The organism is Streptomyces desertarenae (genome assembly GCF_042681365.1).
Classification (GTDB): domain Bacteria; phylum Actinomycetota; class Actinomycetes; order Streptomycetales; family Streptomycetaceae; genus Streptomyces; species Streptomyces desertarenae.
Map to the genome: position 1 here is coordinate 386,077 of NZ_JBHUFU010000003.1, position 17,508 is coordinate 403,584.

16 protein-coding genes and 1 riboswitch are annotated in these 17,508 nt (G+C 75.5%); of the genes, 7 read left to right on the plus strand and 9 right to left on the minus strand.

Annotated features, from left to right (window positions below):
• The first annotated feature begins 189 nt into the window (after positions 1–189).
• Complete coding sequence (locus ACFSJS_RS07830; RefSeq protein WP_380898226.1) at positions 190–693, plus strand: DUF6098 family protein; 504 nt, start codon at positions 190–192, stop codon at positions 691–693.
• 117 nt (positions 694–810) lie between these two features.
• The gene (locus tag ACFSJS_RS07835) at positions 811–1,287 is read left to right on the plus strand and encodes an ATP-binding protein (protein WP_380898228.1); all 477 of its coding nucleotides are present in this window, start codon (positions 811–813) and stop codon (positions 1,285–1,287) included.
• A 172-nt stretch (positions 1,288–1,459) separates the two neighbouring features.
• Here ACFSJS_RS07835 and ACFSJS_RS07840 read toward each other — a convergent pair whose 3' ends face one another.
• On the minus strand, positions 1,460–2,290 hold the full coding sequence (locus ACFSJS_RS07840; protein ID WP_380898230.1) for an NAD-dependent epimerase/dehydratase family protein: 831 nt from the start codon (positions 2,288–2,290) through the stop codon (positions 1,460–1,462).
• A 312-nt stretch (positions 2,291–2,602) separates the two neighbouring features.
• On the opposite strand from ACFSJS_RS07840, the gene ACFSJS_RS07845 reads away from it, so the two are divergent.
• Positions 2,603–3,565, plus strand: coding sequence for a 5-dehydro-4-deoxyglucarate dehydratase (locus ACFSJS_RS07845; RefSeq protein WP_380898232.1), 963 nt, complete (start codon positions 2,603–2,605; stop codon positions 3,563–3,565).
• 304 nt (positions 3,566–3,869) lie between these two features.
• The gene (locus ACFSJS_RS07850) at positions 3,870–5,432 is read left to right on the plus strand and encodes a sodium:solute symporter family protein (RefSeq protein ID WP_380898235.1); all 1,563 of its coding nucleotides are present in this window, start codon (positions 3,870–3,872) and stop codon (positions 5,430–5,432) included.
• A 107-nt stretch (positions 5,433–5,539) separates the two neighbouring features.
• On the opposite strand, the gene ACFSJS_RS07855 is transcribed toward ACFSJS_RS07850, so the two are convergent.
• On the minus strand, positions 5,540–6,043 hold the full coding sequence (locus ACFSJS_RS07855; protein ID WP_380898237.1) for a hemerythrin domain-containing protein: 504 nt from the start codon (positions 6,041–6,043) through the stop codon (positions 5,540–5,542).
• A 265-nt stretch (positions 6,044–6,308) separates the two neighbouring features.
• Between ACFSJS_RS07855 and ACFSJS_RS07860 the strand changes: the two genes are divergently transcribed.
• A complete protein-coding gene (locus tag ACFSJS_RS07860) occupies positions 6,309–7,523 on the plus strand; it encodes an ATP-binding protein (RefSeq protein WP_380898240.1) in 1,215 nt (404 codons plus the stop codon).
• Between the two features lie 7 nt (positions 7,524–7,530).
• Here ACFSJS_RS07860 and ACFSJS_RS07865 read toward each other — a convergent pair whose 3' ends face one another.
• Complete coding sequence (locus tag ACFSJS_RS07865; RefSeq protein ID WP_380898242.1) at positions 7,531–7,872, minus strand: SCO4225 family membrane protein; 342 nt, start codon at positions 7,870–7,872, stop codon at positions 7,531–7,533.
• A 208-nt stretch (positions 7,873–8,080) separates the two neighbouring features.
• On the opposite strand from ACFSJS_RS07865, the gene ACFSJS_RS07870 reads away from it, so the two are divergent.
• Positions 8,081–8,746, plus strand: a complete 666-nt coding sequence (locus ACFSJS_RS07870; protein WP_380898244.1) for a response regulator — start codon at positions 8,081–8,083, stop codon at positions 8,744–8,746.
• A 266-nt stretch (positions 8,747–9,012) separates the two neighbouring features.
• Positions 9,013–9,348, plus strand: a complete 336-nt coding sequence (locus tag ACFSJS_RS07875) for an SCO4225 family membrane protein (protein ID WP_380898339.1) — start codon at positions 9,013–9,015, stop codon at positions 9,346–9,348.
• A gap of 17 nt (positions 9,349–9,365) precedes the next feature.
• Here the strand turns inward: ACFSJS_RS07875 and ACFSJS_RS07880 are convergent, their stop codons facing one another.
• The 6 genes from ACFSJS_RS07880 to ACFSJS_RS07905 form a co-directional block, all read right to left on the minus strand.
• On the minus strand, positions 9,366–10,721 hold the full coding sequence (locus tag ACFSJS_RS07880; protein WP_380898246.1) for an aminotransferase class V-fold PLP-dependent enzyme: 1,356 nt from the start codon (positions 10,719–10,721) through the stop codon (positions 9,366–9,368).
• A 260-nt stretch (positions 10,722–10,981) separates the two neighbouring features.
• Positions 10,982–11,099: riboswitch (SAM riboswitch) on the minus strand.
• A 110-nt stretch (positions 11,100–11,209) separates the two neighbouring features.
• The gene (locus ACFSJS_RS07885; RefSeq protein WP_380898248.1) at positions 11,210–12,010 is read right to left on the minus strand and encodes a pectate lyase; all 801 of its coding nucleotides are present in this window, start codon (positions 12,008–12,010) and stop codon (positions 11,210–11,212) included.
• A 280-nt stretch (positions 12,011–12,290) separates the two neighbouring features.
• Positions 12,291–12,920 carry a hypothetical protein gene (locus ACFSJS_RS07890; protein WP_380898251.1) on the minus strand — a complete coding sequence of 210 codons (630 nt, stop codon included), beginning with the start codon at positions 12,918–12,920 and terminating at the stop codon, positions 12,291–12,293.
• Positions 12,921–13,048: 128 nt separating this feature from the next.
• On the minus strand, positions 13,049–13,672 hold the full coding sequence (locus tag ACFSJS_RS07895; RefSeq protein ID WP_380898253.1) for a GNAT family N-acetyltransferase: 624 nt from the start codon (positions 13,670–13,672) through the stop codon (positions 13,049–13,051).
• Positions 13,669–15,915 (minus strand): penicillin acylase family protein, encoded by a 2,247-nt coding sequence (locus ACFSJS_RS07900; RefSeq protein ID WP_380898255.1) that lies wholly within the window; start codon positions 15,913–15,915, stop codon positions 13,669–13,671. The genes ACFSJS_RS07895 and ACFSJS_RS07900 overlap by 4 nt, the downstream gene beginning before the upstream one ends.
• Positions 15,912–17,507, minus strand: a complete 1,596-nt coding sequence (locus ACFSJS_RS07905) for an MFS transporter (protein ID WP_380898257.1) — start codon at positions 17,505–17,507, stop codon at positions 15,912–15,914. The genes ACFSJS_RS07900 and ACFSJS_RS07905 overlap by 4 nt, the downstream gene beginning before the upstream one ends.
• Position 17,508: the final 1 nt, after the last annotated feature.

The following is a 17,508-nucleotide window of genomic DNA, read 5'->3' on the forward strand; positions in this document are numbered from 1 at the left end:
GGGAAGGGCATCCCGGACCGGGTCGGGCCGTGCCGGGCTGTGCACCGTACGGCCCACGGCCCGGTTTTCCCTCGCGCGAGCTGGGCACGCGGTCACCTGCCGGTCCGGTGGCACTGCCTCCGGTGGGAAAGACCTGGTCGCGGCAGGTACAACCGGCCGGTACGCGCGACGTGAGGAGCGAACCCCGGTATGACCGTCCCGTCCGAGCTGTCCACCGTCACCTCGCTCGACGAGCTGGCCCGTCTGGTGGAGAGCGGCAGGAACCTCTATGTGCGCTGGTCCCGCGGTCCACGGGCCGACCTGGGGGGCATGGCGAGCACCGACGACCTGACCGGCATCTCCCTGCCGGGCCTGTCGGCCAACGCGCTGGACGTCGAGCCCTGGTGGTCCCACCGGCCCGTGCGGCTGTGGGTCGCCCGCCGCCTGTACGACTACAGCCACCTGCGCAGCTCGAAGGGGCCCGGGGTGCGGCCCTGGGTGCTGCGCGGCAGCGAGGTGGGGCGCGGCCCCGACAACGAACCGCTGGTCCGGGACGTGGTGCCGATCGCCTGGATCGACGCCGGGGTGATCAACGACGCCGAGGAGGAGGTGGCCCGCCAGCAGGGGGAGTGGGGGCCCATGGACCGGGGTCTGAGCGGGGGATCCGGCGGTGCGGCCGGCGGTGCGGGAGAGGCCGGCGGCGGAGCGGCCTGAGGGCGCCGCGGGTGCCCGGAGGGCTCGGGTCGGGCAGTCGGAAAAAGATGGATTGCCGAGGGGGAGGCGGGGTAGACGGGGCGCGGTCCGATGGGGACGAACAGACAAGGGGCGGCCATGGCCACGCTGATGGGGAAAGGACCGGTGCTGGACGGCGCCGCCGCGGAATCGGTGGTTCCGCCACTGGTCGAGCGGGCCTGCGCGGCCTACGGGGGGAACCCGGAGTCCATCGCGGCCGCCCGCTGGTTCGCGGCCGACTTCCTCGCCCGCGCCCGGGCCGTCCACGGCTTTCCCGTCTCCTCCGGCACGGTCGGCGTGGCGCAGCTGGTGGTGAGCGAGCTGGTCACCAACGCGTGCAAGTACGCCCCCGGACCGTGCAGCGTGGACCTGGAGCTGCACCTGGATCCGGCGGAACCGGTGTTGGACATCGCGGTGTGGGACACCAGCCCGGTGCTTCCGATCGCCCGTGCGGCCGAGCCGGGCAGGGTCGGGCAGCACGGCCTGGAGCTCGTCCTGGCGCAGTGCGAGGGCTTCGACGTCCGGCGGGACCCGGTCGGCAAGCGGATCAGGGTGCGGATCGCGGTCGAGCGGTGACCCCCCGCCCGGCCCCGGTACGGCGGCCCGGCACCGGGCGGGGGCGCGGCGCGCCCCCGCGCCACGCGGGGCCGGGGGAGCGGCCCGCGGCGTAGCGCCCCTGGCGCGGCCCCGCCCGCCGCGCCGTCCCCCTTCCGCATGCGCTCACGGGCCCGTCCCGGTGGGCCCGGGCTCAGTGCGGCCAGCGGGGCGGGTTGGTGGTGAAGTGGCCGCCCAGGCAGGCGTGGTCGGGGTTGTCGGGGTCGAGTTCGCCCTGTTCGGCGATGAGCTTCGCCGCGTACGGCTCGGAGTCGTCCTGCGGTTCGTACCCCAGGGCGCGCGCCGAGGAGAGGTCCCACCACAGCCGGGTGTTGGCCGAGGACCCGTAGACGACGGTGTGACCCACGTCGGGGGCGGTCAGCGCGGCGTGGAAGAGGCGGGCCCCGTCGGCGGGGCTCATCCAGACCGAGAGCATCCGCACGGTCGTCGGCTCGGGGAAGCAGGAGCCGATGCGCACGGAGACGGTCTCGATGCCGTGCCGGTCCCAGTAGAGCTGGGCCAGGTCCTCGCCGAAGCACTTGGACAGACCGTAGAAGGTGTCGGGGCGGCGCGGTGTGTCGACGGGGATGAGCGGATCGCCGTCGCCCGGGCGGGGGGTGTAGCCGATGGCGTGGTTGGAGGAGGCGAAGACGACGCGGCGCACGCCTTCCTCGCGGACGGCCTCGTAGAGGTTGTACGTGCCCTCGATGTTCGCCTTCAGGATCTTCTCGAAGGAGGACTCCAGGGAGATCCCGGCGAGGTGGACGACGGCGTCCACGCCCCGCACGGCCTCGCGCAGCGCGTCGCGGTCGGCGAGGTCGGCGGTGATCACCTCCTCGGCGGGGCCTTCCCGGCCCGGGAGCGGCCCGACGGGCACGACGTCGAGGAGCCTCAGGGTGTGTCCGTGGGAGGGCAGCAGCTCCCGCATGAGGGTGCCGAGGCCGCCGGCTGCGCCGGTGAGCAGGACGGTGCGGGGAGCGGGCATGGGCGATCTCCTCGATGCCGGGGATCGGCGCGCGGGGCGCGGCGTGCGTGCGCATGCGCATGACGCGATTCGCATGCTTGGACGATGTTCAGAGCTATGGGCACGCTAAGGAGTCGGCGGGACGGCGTCAAGTGTATGCCGCGACCCCATCCCCATCTCGCCCTCTGCGATGGCCCGCCACGGTGGAGGAAGGGCGGGACGGACGGGCGCCTTGACCGCCGTACGGTGCTGTCCTACCGTATCTGTTCAGAAATATAAACAGCAATCATGAATGCGGACATCATCCGCCCTGCCGCAAGCCCAGGGAGTACCGTGACCACAGCCCCTCTCGCCGCCCGGCTCGACGGTCTGCTCTTCTTTCCCGTGACCGCGTACGGACCGGACGGCGCCCTCGACATCGACGTGTTCCGCCGCCATGTGCGCGAGGGCATCGACGCCGGCGCCGCCGCCGTCTTCGCCTGCTGCGGCACCGGCGAGTTCCACGCCCTGACGCCCGAGGAGTTCCGCCTGTGCGTCGCCGCCGCGGTGCAGGAGGCCGCCGGGCGGGTGCCGGTGGTGGCGGGCGCCGGATACGGCACCGCCCTCGCCGTCCGCTACGCCCGCGCCGCGGAGGAGGCGGGTGCCGACGGGCTGCTGGCCATGCCCCCCTATCTGGTGGTGCCGAGCCAGAGGGGGCTGCTGGACCACTACACCGCCCTCGCCGACGCGACGGGGCTGGACCTCATCGTCTACCAGCGCGACAACGCGGTCCTCACCCCCGCGACCGCCGCCGAACTCGCCCGCCATCCCCGGATCGTGGGCCTGAAGGACGGGGTGGGCGACCTCGACCTGATGCAGCGGATCGTCAGCGCCGTGCGCACCGCGGCCCCCGAGGAGGACTTCCTGTACTTCAACGGGCTGCCCACCGCCGAACTGACCAGTCTCGCCTACCGGGGCATCGGGGTCGAGCTGTACTCCTCCGCCGCCTTCTGCTTCGCCCCGGAGGTCGCCCTCGCCTTCCACCGGGCGCTGGCCGAGGGGGACGACGTGACGGTGCGCCGCCTCCTGGACGGGTTCTACCGCCCCCTGGTGGAACTGCGGGACAAGGGGCGCGGATACGCCGTCTCGCTGGTCAAGGCCGGTGTGCGGCTGCGCGGTCTGGACGTGGGCGGGGTGCGGCCGCCGCTGAGCGACCCCGAGGAGGAGCACGTCGAGGAACTCGCCGCGCTCGTCGAGCGGGGGCGCGCCCTCCTGGCCGGCGCCGCCGGTGAGGCCGCGCCGAAGAACGCGGCCTGAGGGGCCGAAGACCGCGGGGGCGGCCGGCGGACGTCCGCCGGCCGCCCCCGCACGGCTGCCGCGGCGGGCGGCTGTCCGGCTCCTGCGGTCCGCCCTCCCGCAGGAACCGGCAGGCGGTGGACCGGGGGCGGAGGCACCCTGACGGTCGTTCACATGGCAGAACATCCTGCCGGGAAAACTCCTACAACCGCCCCGGAGAAAGCCGGTTCCACGAGTATTGACGGCTCCCAGAGGCGCTTCTACTGTGTCGGCACCCGTTCATGAGCCCGACAGTCATTCACGTACGTGAACTTTAGGAGCCACCATGGCCACGCTGGACTGGATCGTGCTGGGTGCTTACTTCCTCGTCATGCTGGGCATCGGCCTGTGGTCGAGAAAGCGCGTCCACACCATCGCCGACTTCTTCACGGCCAGCGGCCGCATACCGTGGTGGCTCTCCGGCATATCGCACCACATGTCCGGCTACAGCGCGATCATGTTCGTGACCTTCGCCGCCGTCGCCTACGACCACGGCGTCACCGTCTACTTCTGGTGGCCGCTCACCATCGGAGTGGGCATCGGGGTCGGAGCCTTCCTCTTCGCCGCCCGCTGGAACCGGCTGCGCGCCCGGCACGGGGTCAACTCGCCGCTGGCGTACCTCGCCGTCCGCTACGACCTGCCCACCCAGCAGGTCCTCGCCTACAGCGGCGCCGCCCTCAAGGTCGTCGACATCGCCGCCAAGTGGGTGGCCATCGCCCTGCTGCTCCAGGGCTTCGCCGACATCCCGCTGGTGTGGGGCATCACCCTGACCGGTGTCTGCACCATGTTCTACATGGCCTTCGGCGGACTGTGGGCCGACGTCCTCACCGACTTCGGGCAGTTCGTCATCCAGGCCGTCGCCGGACTCGCGATGCTCTTCGCGCTCTTCGCCCACCTCGACGGCGTCGCCACCCTCTGGACGATGTGGGGCGACCTGCCCGAGGGCCACGGCGATCCGGTCAACGGCCCCGTCACCACCGGGCTGATCATGGCTTTCCTGCTGGTGAAGACCTTCGAGTACAACGGCGGCATGTGGAACCTGGCGCAGCGCTACATGGCCGCGCCCTCCGGTTCGCGGGCGAAGAGGTCCGCGCTGCTGTCCAGCTTCCTGTGGATCGTGTGGCCGTTCGTCCTCTTCGTGCCGATGATCGCCGCGCCGCTGGTCGTCCCCGGGATCGAGAACGGCGAGGAGTCCTACATCATGCTCGCCCGGGAACTGCTGCCCGCGGGCATCATCGGACTGCTCCTGGCCGGGTTCTTCTCCCACACCATGGCCATGGTCGCCTCCGACTCCAACGTCATCACCGCCGTCATCACCCGCGACCTGGCCCCCGTCCTCGTCCCGCGCGTGCGCCGGCTGACGCAGTCCGGCCAGCTGCTGTTCGCCCGGGTCACCACGGTCGCCTTCGTCACCGTCAGCATGGTGCTCGCCCTGCTCACCGACCCCGACGGCTTCATCATGACGGTCGTGGTGAGCATCGTCGCCGCCACCATGGGACCGATCTCCATCCCGCTGATGCTCGGCCTGCTGCCCTGGTTCCGGCGCCACGGCCCACTGGCGGCCCTCGTCTCCTGGGCCGGCGGCCTCGCCGTCTGGGCGTACCTCTACTGGGGTGTCGACGACGTCTCCCAGACCGCCAACGTCGGCCTGCCCGTGCTCACCTCGCTGGTGCTGTACCTCGCCGTCGGGTTCCTCCGGCCCGAGCGGAGCACGGCGCGCGACATCCTGGTCGACTCCCTCGGCAGCGACCCGTCGGAGGCCGAACGGGCCGCCCTGGAGAAGCGGCTGCACGACGCCCCGCCCGCCTCCGACGGCACCGCCGTGGCGGAGACGATCGCCACCCGCTGACCGCCCGCGGAGACCTCCCGGGGACGGACGCGCCCGCACCCGGCCGCCGAACCGCGGCCGGGTGCGGGCGCGTCCGTCCCCGCGACGGGGGCCGGGGGAGCGCGGGCTCAGCTCTCGGCGGACTCCACGAGCGCGCGCACCTTCTCCACGCTCCCGCAGTCGGCGGCCAGATGCTCCGCGCGCGCCTCCTCGAACTGCTTCCCCAACTGCGCGCGCCGCTCGTCGCTCACGTTCTCCCGCGCGTCGTTGAGCAGGGTGCGCTCCTCCTCGTCCGCGTGGTGGTTGACGGCCGTGACGAGCTCCTCCAGCTTCTCGTCCCACTCCTCCGAGGAGGTGTCCTCCACCTCGAGCAGGGCGAGCAGGGCCTCGTTGGCCTCCTGGTGCTCGTGCACGCCGTGCTCGACCTCCTCGTCGTCCACGTTCTTGTAGCGCCGCAGGGCCGGGTAGACCTTCTCCTCCTCGGCGCGGGCATGGGCCACCAGCAGCGCGGAGAACTCCGCCAGCGCACCGGCCCGGTCGGCCTCGGCATTGCGCATCGTGCGGAAGAGGTCCTCCATCCTGCGGTGGTCGCGCAGGATCAGCTCGACGACGTCGGTGGTGGCGGGCGACATGGCAACTCCTTAGAACGACCTGCGAACTGCACGGGCGGCAGCGGTGACCCGGCCCGGCGGATACCCCCTTTCCCGCACGTCAGACATCCCGGCGGCCACCCCCGAAGTGGCGGTCCCGCCCCGCCCGCGGTCACACTCCGGTACGTGACGGCACACACTGACGCCGCGGCACCCCGCGCCGCGCGCCTCCGCGCAGGAGGGCGCCCGCACCTGGAACGGCCGCGTCGCGGAACTGGCCGCCGGGTGCGCCGCGCTGGGCGGCCCGGTGGACGTCGACCTCCGCACCGACCTGCCCGGCCGGCTGGGCGAGACCGTCTTCGGCATCGTGCGGGAGGCCCTGACCAACGCCCTGCGCCACGCCCCGGGTTCGGCCGTCGAGGTCACCGTCCGGCGCTCCGGGGGCCGGGTGGAGGTGACGGTCGACGACGCCGGCCCGCCCGCCGGTTCGGCCGCGGGCCCCGGTCCCGCGCACGGCCTGGGGGCCGGGCGGGGCCTGGCGGGCATGAGGGAGCGCGCCGAGGCCGCCGGCGGGCGCCTCACCGCCGGACCCCGCCCCGACGGCGGCTGGCGGGTGAGCGCCGTGCTGCCCGGCGACGGCACCGCGCCTCCGCCGGGTGGACGGAGGCCGCGCCGCCCGCGCATCGCGTACCTGCTGCTGGCCCTGGTGGTCCTCCTCAACCCGCTGGTCCCCGCGCTGCTGCCGAAGACGACCGAGGCCACGGCGCACGGCCCGGCCGCCGACGCCCTGTACCTGCTGCTGGCGGCCGTCCACGGGGTACCGCTGCTGTGGCGGCGGCGCGCCCCCGGGGTGGTGCTGGCGGTGGTCCTGGCCGGCACGTCGCTGTGGCCGGCCGCCGCCGCGACCGGGGCGCTGCCCCCGGCGCTGCTGCCGGCCCTGTGGGTGGGCACGGCGGCGGTGTACGCCGTGGCGGCCCACGGCCGCCGCGGCGATCGGACGCGGTGGTGCGTGCCGGTGGCAGGGCTCGTCCTGGGCACGGCGGTGAGCGCGACGGCGGCCGCCGGAGGGCTGCTGCCGGACCGCCTGGCCGCACCGGGAGCGCACCTGCCGCTCACCGCGGCGGTCGCGGCCGCCCTGACCGCGCCGCTCGCGGCGGTGTGGCGGGCGGGGACCGCCGCGCGCGACCGCCGGGCCCGTACCGCGGACCGGGAGGGGACGGCGGTCGAGGAGGCGCTGCGTCAGGCGGTCGAGGCGGAACGCGCCCAGCGGCGGCACATCGCGGAGGGACTGCGGACGACCGTCCTGGGGAGGGCGGAGCGCGTGGTGCGCCACGCCGAGGAGGGGCGGCTGGACGACGTGGTGGCCGAGGCCCGCTCGGCGCTGGCCGCCATGCGCGAGCTGCTCGCCACCCTGCACGAACCGGGCGCCGCTCCCGCACGGGACGAGGGTGCCGGGACCGGGCCGGCACGGCCCTCCGCCGGTGGTGCGCGGGCGGACGCGGCCGGCGGGAGACAGGGGTGAGGCGGCGTCAGGAGGCGGCGCCGGAGCTCCCCCCGTGCTGTCGCGCCACCCGTACGCACCAGGTGATCAGGGCGGCGTTCACCAGCGCGGAGACCAGGACGGCCAGGACGAAGGCGGGCGCGCTGCCCTCGGGCAGCAGCAGGATGAGCGCGACGCTCAGCGGAGCGGTGGCCAGCAGCGGGACGATCCCCGCGAAGGAGGCGTCCTGGTGCTCCACGAAGGCGGCGTCCGCCAGCGCCCACAGCAGCAGGGCACAGCACAGCGCGAGGTAGCCGCGCGCCGTCCACGTTCCGGCCACGGCCGCCAGGACGCGCCGGGCGCCCCGCGAGCCGTCCGTCCGCCTGCCCATCGCGCCCGCCCCCTCGCCCTCCACGGGTCCCGGCCGGCGGACGCGCCGCCCGCCGGGTGCCGCCAGGCTACCGGCTCCCGGCCCCGCGACCGCCCCGGTGCCGCGGACGGCCGCACGGACGGGGGACCGCTCCGGGCGGAACCGGCCGGCGTGCGACGATGGCGGGTGCCGGCCGGTGCGTCCGCCGGCCCGTACCGGGGGTGGGCTCGTGATCCGCGTACTGCTCGTCGACGACCAGGCCGTCGTCCGCGCGGGATTCGCCGCGATCGTCGGCGCCGAACCGGATCTGACGGTGGTCGGCGAGGCGGGGGACGGCGCCTCGGCGGTGGCCCTGGCGGCGGAACTGCGGCCCGACGTGGTGCTGATGGACATCCGCATGCCCGGCGTGGACGGACTGACGGCCACCCGGCTGATCACCGCGGGGGGGAGCGGGGCCCGGGTCCTGGTCCTCACCACCTTCGACCTGGACGCCCACGTCTTCGAGGCGCTGCGCGCCGGAGCCTCCGGCTACCTGCTCAAGGACGCCCGGGTCGACGAGCTCCTCTCCGCGGTCCGGGTGGTGGCCGCCGGGGACGGCATCCTGGCACCGGCGGTGACCCGCCGCCTCATCGCCGCCTTCGCGCGCGGCGGTTCCACGCCCCCCGGGGCCGGCGCCGCGCTGGAGCGGCTGACCCCCCGGGAGCGCGAGGTGCTGATCCACGTCGCCTCCGGGCTGACCAACGCCGAGATCGGCGAGCGTCTGGGGGTGGCCACGGGAACGGTCAAGACGCACGTCAACGCGCTGCTGGGCAAGTTGGGCCTGCGCGACCGGGTCCAGGCGACCATCCTGGCGTACGACACCGGGCTGATCACGCCGCGCACCGCCGTGCCGTAGGCGCCCGGACCCCTCCCCGCCTCCGGTGGCGGGTGGGCCCGCGCACCCCGGACCCGTCGCGCCCCCGCCGGCTCGGCCGGTGGGAGGACCTCCCTCCACCCGGGGGTAGAGGAGCCGTTCCTGCCGGAGGCCGAGGAGGGGCGGGGGCTGCGGGCGACATCCTTGGGACACGGCGCCGACGCGGCCCGACCCCCGCACCGGGCGGGGCGAGCCGGCGGAACCGGAGCCGGAACCCGAGGACGACGAGAAGGACACAGGTGATCGAGATGACCGGACGGGACGACGCGGGCAGGGTCCGCGGGGCGCTCACCCGCGTGGCGGACAACCCGGCCGCCCGCCTGTACCTGGCGGTGTGCGCGGCACTGCTGGTGTGGGCGGTCGTGGACACGGCGTTCGTCCGGCACGACGACGCCTCCATGGCGGGGGTGTGGCCGTTCGCGGCCACCCTCCCGACCGGTCTGCTCGTCCTCGCCGTCCCCCTGCCCGGCAACCGGGTCGGGGCGGTGCTCCTCCTGGCCCTGCCGGCCGCGGCGGCCCTGGTCAACGCCTGGGCGATCAGCGCCGTGCTGCGCAGGCTCCGGGCGCGCGCCGCCCGCGTCTGACGGGCGGCGGGCCCGCCCTACCGGTGGCGCCGTGTCAGTTCCCGCACGGCGGACAGGAAGCGCTCGATGTGCTCCTCCGGCGTCCCCGCCCCGAAGCTGACGCGCACCGCGTCCAGGCTCCGCTCCCCGGGCAGGGGGGAGCCGGACGCGCCGCACGGCGCCGGCCGGGCCGCCGTACCGCCCAGCAGGGCGCGCACCAGCGGGTGGGCGCAGAACAGGCCCGCGCGGACGCCGATGCCGTACCCGTCGGAGAGCGCCTCGGCGAAACGGGCGCTCTCCCAGCCGTCCACGGTGAAGGAGAGCACGCCGACCCGGGGGTGGCGCTCGCCGAACAGACCGAGCACCCGCACCCCGGGCGCCTCGGCGAGGCCGGACCGCAGCCGGGCGAGCAGCTCCTCCTCGCGGGCGGCCAGCGCGTCCCGGCCCGCCTCCGTGAGGGCCCGGCAGGCGGAGGCCAGGGCGTGGGCGCCGACGACGTTGGGCGAGCCGGCCTCGTGCCGTGCCGGGCCCCGGTGCCACTCGACCGCCAGCGTGCCGTCCTCCCGGTGCTCCACGGTGCGGCCGGCGCCGCCGCCGGCCAGGTACGGTGCGGCGGCGTCCAGCCAGTCGGTGCGGCCCGCCAGCACCCCGGCGCCGAACGGGGCGTGGAGCTTGTGCCCGGACAGGGCCACCCAGTCCACGCCCAGCTCCCGCACCGACACCCGCCGGTGCGGGGCCAGTTGGGCGGCGTCCAGCACCACGCGGGCGCCGTGGCGGCGGGCGGCCGCGGCCAGGTCGGCCACCGGCCAGAGCTCCCCGGTGACGTTGGAGGCGCCGGTGACGCACAGCAGCGAGGGGCCCGCGGGCGCGGCCGCCAGGGCCTCTTCCAGCAGCGCCACCGCCTCGTGCGGCGACCGGGGCACGGGCAGGCAGACCGGGCGCAGCCCGGGACGGCGCCAGGGCAGCAGCGAGGCGTGGTGCTCGGAGGCGAAGGAGAACACCCGGGTGCCCTCGGGTAGGGCGGCGGCCAGCAGGTTCAGGGAGTCGGTGGTGCCCCGGGTGAACACCACCCGGTGGTCCGGGGGCAGGTCGAGGAAGCCGGCGACGGTCCGCCGGCTCTGCTCGTACAGGTCGGTCGAGAGCCGGGAGAGGTGCCCGGCTCCGCGGTGCACGCTGGAGTACAGGGGGAGATAGGCGGCCACGTCGTCCCACACCCGCCGCAGCGCCGGTGTGCTGGCGGCGTAGTCCAGCGCCGCGTAGGGGGCCCTCCCGCCGTCCGCCAGCGGCACCTCGACGTCCAGGCCCAGGACGGGGAGGGGCGCGCCGGCGGAGGAGCGCGGCGCGGCGGGGGAGGGGGCGGTGGGACGGGCTGCGTGGGCGGACCGGACGGTCACGGTGTCGCTCCTGGGGGTCGTGGCCCGCGCCGGGGCGTGCGCGGGCGGGTTGCGGCAGGGGGTGTGGAGCCGGAGCGTGCGGTGCGTGCCCGGCGTGCGGAGGCACACGGACGTGCGGCGCACCGGCCGGCGGCGGGGTCTCCGCGAGGCCGGGACGCGGGGGCGCCCGGCGGGTGGCGGGATGGAGGCCTCGGGCCTCTAGAGCATTCGCTTCGGCATGGTGCGTTCCCTCGTGACCAGGACCCCTGGACGGCGCGAGGGGTCCGCGCTTGCCGTACGGCGTCTGCCGCACGGCCCGGTCCTCACCCGGGGCACCCCGCCACGGACGGAGGGTTGCCGGACAGCCGGCCGGGGCCTGCGGGGCTGTCACTCGTGACCTGGACGGGATTATGGCACACGGTCCGCGCGTGCCGCCCGGACGCCCGCGGCCCCCGGACGCGGAGGGCGTCCGGGGGCCGCGGGCCTTCGGGGCACCGGGGGAGCGGAGGTCACCGGTAGGTGATGTCCGAGGCGCTGTACAGGCAGTGGGTCCCGTCGGGGCCGCTGCCGATCTTGGTGGGCTCACCGCTGGTGACGCCCTTGTAGCGCTCGCAGGGGACGATCCTGCGGTCGGGGTCGCCGGCGATCGTCACCCGCGACAGGCGGGCGGTGTCGCCGTAGTTGGAGTTGATCCCGGCCAGCGACTTGCCCGGTGCGGTGACGGTGACGTTCTCGATCACCACGTGGCGCTGGTACTGCTTGCTGCAGTTGCCGCACGACCGGTAGAGCTTGCCGAAGTCCTGGACCTGGAAGTTCCGGATCACCATGCGGCCGGGGCCGTTGTGCTGGAACACCTTGTCGGACGCCTTGCGGGCCCCGCCGCCGTCGATGGTCATGGTCTGGGACGAGGAGGTGCCCTTGAAGGTGGCGGCGTCCTCGCCGACATCCTCCCACCAGACGTTCTGCAGGGTGCAGGTCCCCCTGCAGTGGATCCCGTCGGCGGCCGGGGCGCCCAGAATCACGTTCTTCAGGACCGCCCCGTCGGCCAGTTCGAAGAGCGGACCCTGGTCCTCGTCCTGCCCGCCGGAGCCGAGGTCCCCGGTGCCGTAGTACCGGACCATCCCGCCGTCCCTGGTGCCGCTCACCTTGATGGTGCCGGAGACGGCCTGCTGCCCGGAGGCGGAGGGCCAGGAGGCGGCCGCCGCGGTGGAGCTCCCGGTGGTCAGGGCGGTGGAGAAGGCCAGGCCCAGGGCCGGGAGGAGTACGGCTGCGGCCTTGGCCGCGCGCCGTCGGTTCACGCTGGACACCACGATGCTCCTCTTCGCTCGCATGCACACGGAAGTTCGCATGCATGAACTCGTTGTGGTGGCATGAAAGTAGGGAGCAAGCGCTTTCTCGTCAACGAGGTGAACCTGAGCGCCCCAATTTTGCGCAGATGATGCGCATGTTTGACAACGCTGGTCGGCGAGGGGGTATGAGACTCCGTCACCCCAGGCCATCAGGAAGGCGAATGGTGTTCACATACGGGGACGGCACGCGGCGGTGCGGCCACCCGGCCCGGGTGGCCGCACCGCCGCGTGCCGCGAGGCCCTACGCGCCGGCGGCCGTGTCCTCGCCCGGCGCCTCCTCCGTCTCGCCCTCCGTCCCGTCCTTCGAGGACGATTCCTCGAAGTAGGCGTCCAGAACGGCGTCGAGCCGCTCCTCCCACTCCCTCAGGGCGCTCCGGGAGGGCGCCAGGACCTCGGCGTCGTACCAGCGGCGGGCGACGGTGTGGACGGTGACGGAGAACCGCCGGCCGAAGCGGGGAAGATCGATCTGGACCGCGCCGATCTCGTCCCAGTCGAACCGGGCCTCCTCGCCGTCCAGCCGGAACGTGACGCCGGAGCGGCCGGCGAGGATGGAGCCGCGGTGGTCGTGGACCTCGAAGACCGGACCGGTGCCGTCGTCCTCCTCGGCCTCCTCCCCGTCCCCCTCTTCGGCCTCCTCGTCCTCCTCGGCCTCCTCCTCCACCGTGCCGGGCTCCCCGGAGTCCTCGGCCGCGCCGGTGGCGGGTTCGGCGCCGGGGACCCCGGAGGGCCGCTCCGCGCTCCCCTCGGCTTCCCCGGCCCCGCCGGCGGCGTCCGCCGCGCCGGGCTCGGGCGCGGTGATGCCGGGGATGGCGGCCGGGTCCATTCCGGCGGCGGGCACGGGCGGGGTGATCTGACCTATGCGCTCTTCCACGGCGGGAAGTATGGCCGATGGACCGGTGCCGGCGACACCCGGGCCGCACCCCCTCACCGGCTCCTCCCACCCCCTCCGCACCGCGGCCGCGCGCCGTACCGGCCCCCCGCGCGCCGCCGGCACCGGACTCAGCGGGTGGTGCGGGAGAGGAAGGAGTCCCGGTCCAGGAAGGCCAGCCGGGCCCGCTTGTGCGGCAGCCGCACCTCGGGCCCGAGGACGAACCCGGCCCGCACCAGACGCGCCTGGGCCCTCTCGTTGCGGGCGTCGGGTTCGGCGACGATCCGCCTGCGGCCGGGGTCCTCGGCCAGCACGTGGGTGAGGAAGACGGTCACCAGCGTGCCGGTGAAGCCCGGCTCCGGCTCGCCCTCGGCGGGGCCGACCATCAGGTGGAAGCCGAAGTCCCCGGGCCGCACGTCGTAGTACTCGCCGATCGGGTCGGCCTCCGGCCGGTAGGTCTGGAAGAGCGCGACCGGCCGGTCGTCGCGGTGGATCAGGTAGGCGTGGTGCGTGGACAGGGAGTCCAGGTGCTCGTAGATCTCCCGGACCTGCTCGCGGGTGTGGTCGAGCATCCCCCAGAAGCGGGCCCGCTCCTGGGTCACCCAGCGGTACAGCAGATCGGTGTCGCGGGCGGGGTCCACGGGGACGACGCGGACCGTGCCGAAACCGTCGACACGGGTCTCGTGCACGGCCGCGCGGCGCCGGGGCGCGGGAGCCCCGGCGGAGTCGGGCGGGGGGACGGCGTCGGAGGTCACGGTTCTCCTCGGTCGGACGGTGCGTCGTGCGGCCCGGCCGGTTCCGGGGCGAGCCGGTCCCAGCGGGTGACGACGGGGGCGAGTTCGCAGCGTAGCCACAGGGGGAGCTGGTCGCGGTGGTGCGGGTGCCCGGGGACGCCCGAGGCGCCCAGCGGCACCACCCAGGCGCTGTTCTCCCGGTCGGCGAGGTCCCACACGAAGCGGGCCGCGGAGGCCCGGAAGCACAGGTCGGTGACGCCGGGCACGCTGGAGGAGGCCTGCACGCAGTCGTGGTCGCCGGACAGGCCCGGCCACGGGCCGGGACCGCCGTCCGCCCCGGAGGATCCGGCGGGCCCGTCCGGCAGGGCCTGCCACGGGGCGAGCCGGTGCGTGTCCCCCCACCGCGCGGGCGGCCCGTCCGCCGCGGCCCGGCGCGCCGCCTCCTCCTCCAGGGCCGCCCGCACCGCCCCGACCCGGTCCGCGAGCGGCAGCCGCTCCGTCACCAGCAGGTGCTCCAGGGCGTAGCCGACGCGCGGCACGAGCGCGAGCCAGGGACGCAGCACCTCCGGCAGGGGCGGGAGGTCCGCGAGGGGGCGCAGCAGCGGATGGTCCGCCAGCCGCCGTACGGTTCCGGCGCGGACGGCGGCGAACGCCGCGGCGTCGGCGCTGCCGGCGTCCATGCGGCGGTCCCAGCGCAGCAGCCGCTCCCGCAGCCCGCGGACGGCGCGGCCCGGCTCCTGCCCCGGGCCGCCGGGCCCCTCCGGGGCCTCCGCGTCCTCCAGCAGGGCCAGCAGCGGGGCGGCCGAGGCCAGCAGGGTGTCCCGGTGGACGGCGGCCATGGCGCCGGCGGACCAGCGGTCCGACTCCTCCAGCAGCTCCCGGATGCGCGCGGCCCGGTGCGCAGGAGCGAACTCCACACCGAGCGGCGCGGCGATCCCCCGCTGGTTGGCCATGACCGCCACCCCCTCGACGCGGGCGCGCGGCATCGGCCCGTACCAGCCCCGCCAGGCGTGGGCGGGGTCCCAGGCGGGCACGATCCGCAGCCGGTTGTCCGGGTGGCGCACCGGTACGGCGCCCGCCACCCGGTGCAGGGTCCCGCCGGCGGTGTCGGCGGCCAGGACGACGTTGACCGGTTCCACCCAGCCTTCCAGGGCCCGGTCCACCTCGGCCGCGCTGCGGGCCCGCAGCAGGGCGGGCAGCACGCCGAAGCCGAGGTCGCCGCGGACGCGCGGCGGATGGCGCAGGCTGATCGCCCAGCGGGTGCCGGCGCCGTCCGCGCCGTCCGGGAGGTCCCCGCCGTCCGCGGCCTCGGCGCACCAGGCGTCGGCCTCGGGGCCGTCGACGATCACCGGACCGCGCTCGGTCTCGATCACCTCGACCGCCACCGGGTCCGCCCCGGCCACCTCGATCGTCCCGGTGCGGCGGACGGCGGGCCGCCAGCCGTCCGGGCCCAGGGCCTCCACCCCGGTCCCGTCCGGTCCGGTGCGCCGGAGCCGCTCGCGGTACAGGTCCTGGTAGTCGGCCATGGCGTTGGTGATGGCCCAGGCCACGCGGCCGGTGTGGCCGAAGTGGGCGATGCCGGGGACGCCGGGGACGGCGAGCCCGACGACGTCGAACTCCGGGCAGGCCAGCCGGATCTGCTGGTAGACGCCGGGGTCCTCGACGAACCGGTGGGGATCCCCGGCGATGACCGCGGCACCGGTGGCGGTGCGCTCCCCGGTCACCAGCCAGCCGTTGCTGCCGGAGGTTCCGGGACCGTCGGTGGCGAACACCCCGACCCACTCGGGACCGAGGCGGCGGGCGACGGCCTCGCGCCAGAACTTGGCGGGGAACCCGGCGAACAGGATGTGCGTGGAGAGCCAGACGGCCAGCGGCGTCCACGGCCGCCAGGTGCCGGGGGAGAGGCCGACCGCGGCGAACTCCGGCGCCCTCCCGGCCCCTTCGGCGAGGCCGTCGTTGACTCCGTCGACGTAGGCGCGCACCCACGCGGCGGTCCTCGGGTCGTCGCGCTCCAGGGTGTCCATGCAGCGCCGGGCGGTGTCCTCCAGACACGCCTGCCGCGCGAACCGGTCCCACGCGACGGCGGCCGGCCCGAGGAACGCCGCCGTGGTGCCCCGGGCGCGGTGCCGCTCGACCTCGATCTGCCAGGCGCGGTCCACCGCCGCGTTGCGCCCCTGGGCCCGGGCCAACTCGTCGGCGCTGTCCGCGCGCAGGTGCGGGACGCCCCACCCGTCCCGGTAGGTTCCCGTGTCCGTCCCCCTCATCCCGTCCCCTCCCGTACGGAGTCCCGGAGTTCCCCGCGCCGCCGCGGCCGCGCGGCGCGGCCCAGCAGCAGTCCGGCCGCGCAGCCGCCCAGCAGCACCGCGGCCGCACCGGTCAGCTGGCCGGTGCGCAGCCCCGAGGCGAACGCCTCACCCACCACCGCGCGCTCCGCCGCGCCGGCGGCCCGCGCCAGCGCGGCGGGCAGCGACTCGGCGGCGCCCGCCGAGTCCGGCAGCAGGGCGGTGAACCGGGAGACGAGGACGGCACCGAGCACGGCCACGCCCAGCCCGGTGCCCATCTCCGACAGCGTCCCGTTGACGCCCGCGCCCGCGCCCGCCCTCTCCTTGGGGATCGCACCCATGACGGCCTCGGCGATCGCCGGGTTGGCCACGCCGCAGCCCGCCCCCATCAGGACCAGGCCGGCCAGCACCCCGCCGTAGCCGCCGTCGCCGACGAGGGCGACGAGGGCGAGCCCGGCGGCCATCACCGCCATGCCGGAGGCGATCGCGAGCGGCAGGCCCAGACGGGCGATGAGCCGGGCGGAGGCACCGGTGAAGTTCACCAGCACCACGGTCAGGGCGAAGGGGGCCAGGTTCGTCCCGGCCTCGAGCGGGGAGTCGCCGCGGACGAACTGGAACTGCTGGGTGAGCAGGTACAGGGCGCCGCCGCTGCCGAAGGTGATCAGCACGACGCCCGTCACGGCCCCGGTGAAGCGGCGCTCGCGGAACAGGGCCATGTCGAGCATCGGATGCTCGGCGCGGCGCTCCCACAGGACGAAGGCGCCCAGCACGGCGGCGCCGAGCAGGGCCGGGACGAGGACCCCCGGCGACGTCCAGCCCTCCTCCGGCCCGGTGATGACGGCGTAGACCACCGAGGTCATGCCGACGACGGAGAGCGCCACGCCCGGCAGGTCCGGCCGGCCGGCGTGCGGTTCGCGGCTCTCGGGAACCAGGACGGCGACGGCGGCGAGGCCGAGCAGCACCACCGGGATGTTGATCAGGAAGATCGCCCCCCACCAGTAGTGGCCGAGCACCGCTCCGCCGACGACCGGGCCGGCGGCGTAGGCGAGGGCGTTGACGGCCCCCCACACGCCGATCGCCTTCGTCCGCTCCTCGGCCTCGAAGACCTGCATCACCACGGCGAGCGTGGTGGTCAGCAGCAGCGCCGCGCCCACGCCCATCCCCGCGCGGGCCGCGATGAGCCCGCCGGCGGAGGTGGCGAGACCGGCGGCGAGCGAACCGGCCCCGAACAGGGCCAGCCCGGCCAGCAGCATCCGCTTGCGGCCGTAGCGGTCGGCTGCGCTGCCCGCAGCCAGCAGCAGGCCCGCCTGTACCAGCGCGTAGGCGTTGATCATCCACTGCACGTCGGCGGTGGACGCCCCCAGCTCGGAGGTGAGCGAGGGGATCGCCACGTTGAGCACGGTGTTGTCGAGCACCACCACCAGCTCGGCCAGGCAGACGACGGCCAGGATCGCCCAGCGGGCCGGGTGCCCGCCCCCCGGCCCGGCGTCGGGGACGTCGGGGACGGGCCCGGGGCCGGGGGCCGGACCGGGGAACGGGGCGGCCGCCCCGGCGGCCGGGTCGGTCGTCGTCATG

What these genes read in the sequence shown, in the direction of transcription:
- ACFSJS_RS07905 (WP_380898257.1), bottom strand. Translation starts at nt 17,507, where the DNA reads ATGACGACGACCGACCCGGCCGCCGGGGCGGCCGCCCCGTTCCCCGGT.
- ACFSJS_RS07835 (WP_380898228.1), top strand. Translation starts at nt 811, where the DNA reads ATGGCCACGCTGATGGGGAAAGGACCGGTGCTGGACGGCGCCGCCGCG.
- ACFSJS_RS07830 (WP_380898226.1), top strand. Translation starts at nt 190, where the DNA reads ATGACCGTCCCGTCCGAGCTGTCCACCGTCACCTCGCTCGACGAGCTG.
- ACFSJS_RS07850 (WP_380898235.1), top strand. Translation starts at nt 3,870, where the DNA reads ATGGCCACGCTGGACTGGATCGTGCTGGGTGCTTACTTCCTCGTCATG.
- ACFSJS_RS07900 (WP_380898255.1), bottom strand. Translation starts at nt 15,915, where the DNA reads ATGAGGGGGACGGACACGGGAACCTACCGGGACGGGTGGGGCGTCCCG.
- ACFSJS_RS07855 (WP_380898237.1), bottom strand. Translation starts at nt 6,043, where the DNA reads ATGTCGCCCGCCACCACCGACGTCGTCGAGCTGATCCTGCGCGACCAC.
- ACFSJS_RS07865 (WP_380898242.1), bottom strand. Translation starts at nt 7,872, where the DNA reads ATGGGCAGGCGGACGGACGGCTCGCGGGGCGCCCGGCGCGTCCTGGCG.
- ACFSJS_RS07875 (WP_380898339.1), top strand. Translation starts at nt 9,013, where the DNA reads ATGACCGGACGGGACGACGCGGGCAGGGTCCGCGGGGCGCTCACCCGC.
- ACFSJS_RS07840 (WP_380898230.1), bottom strand. Translation starts at nt 2,290, where the DNA reads ATGCCCGCTCCCCGCACCGTCCTGCTCACCGGCGCAGCCGGCGGCCTC.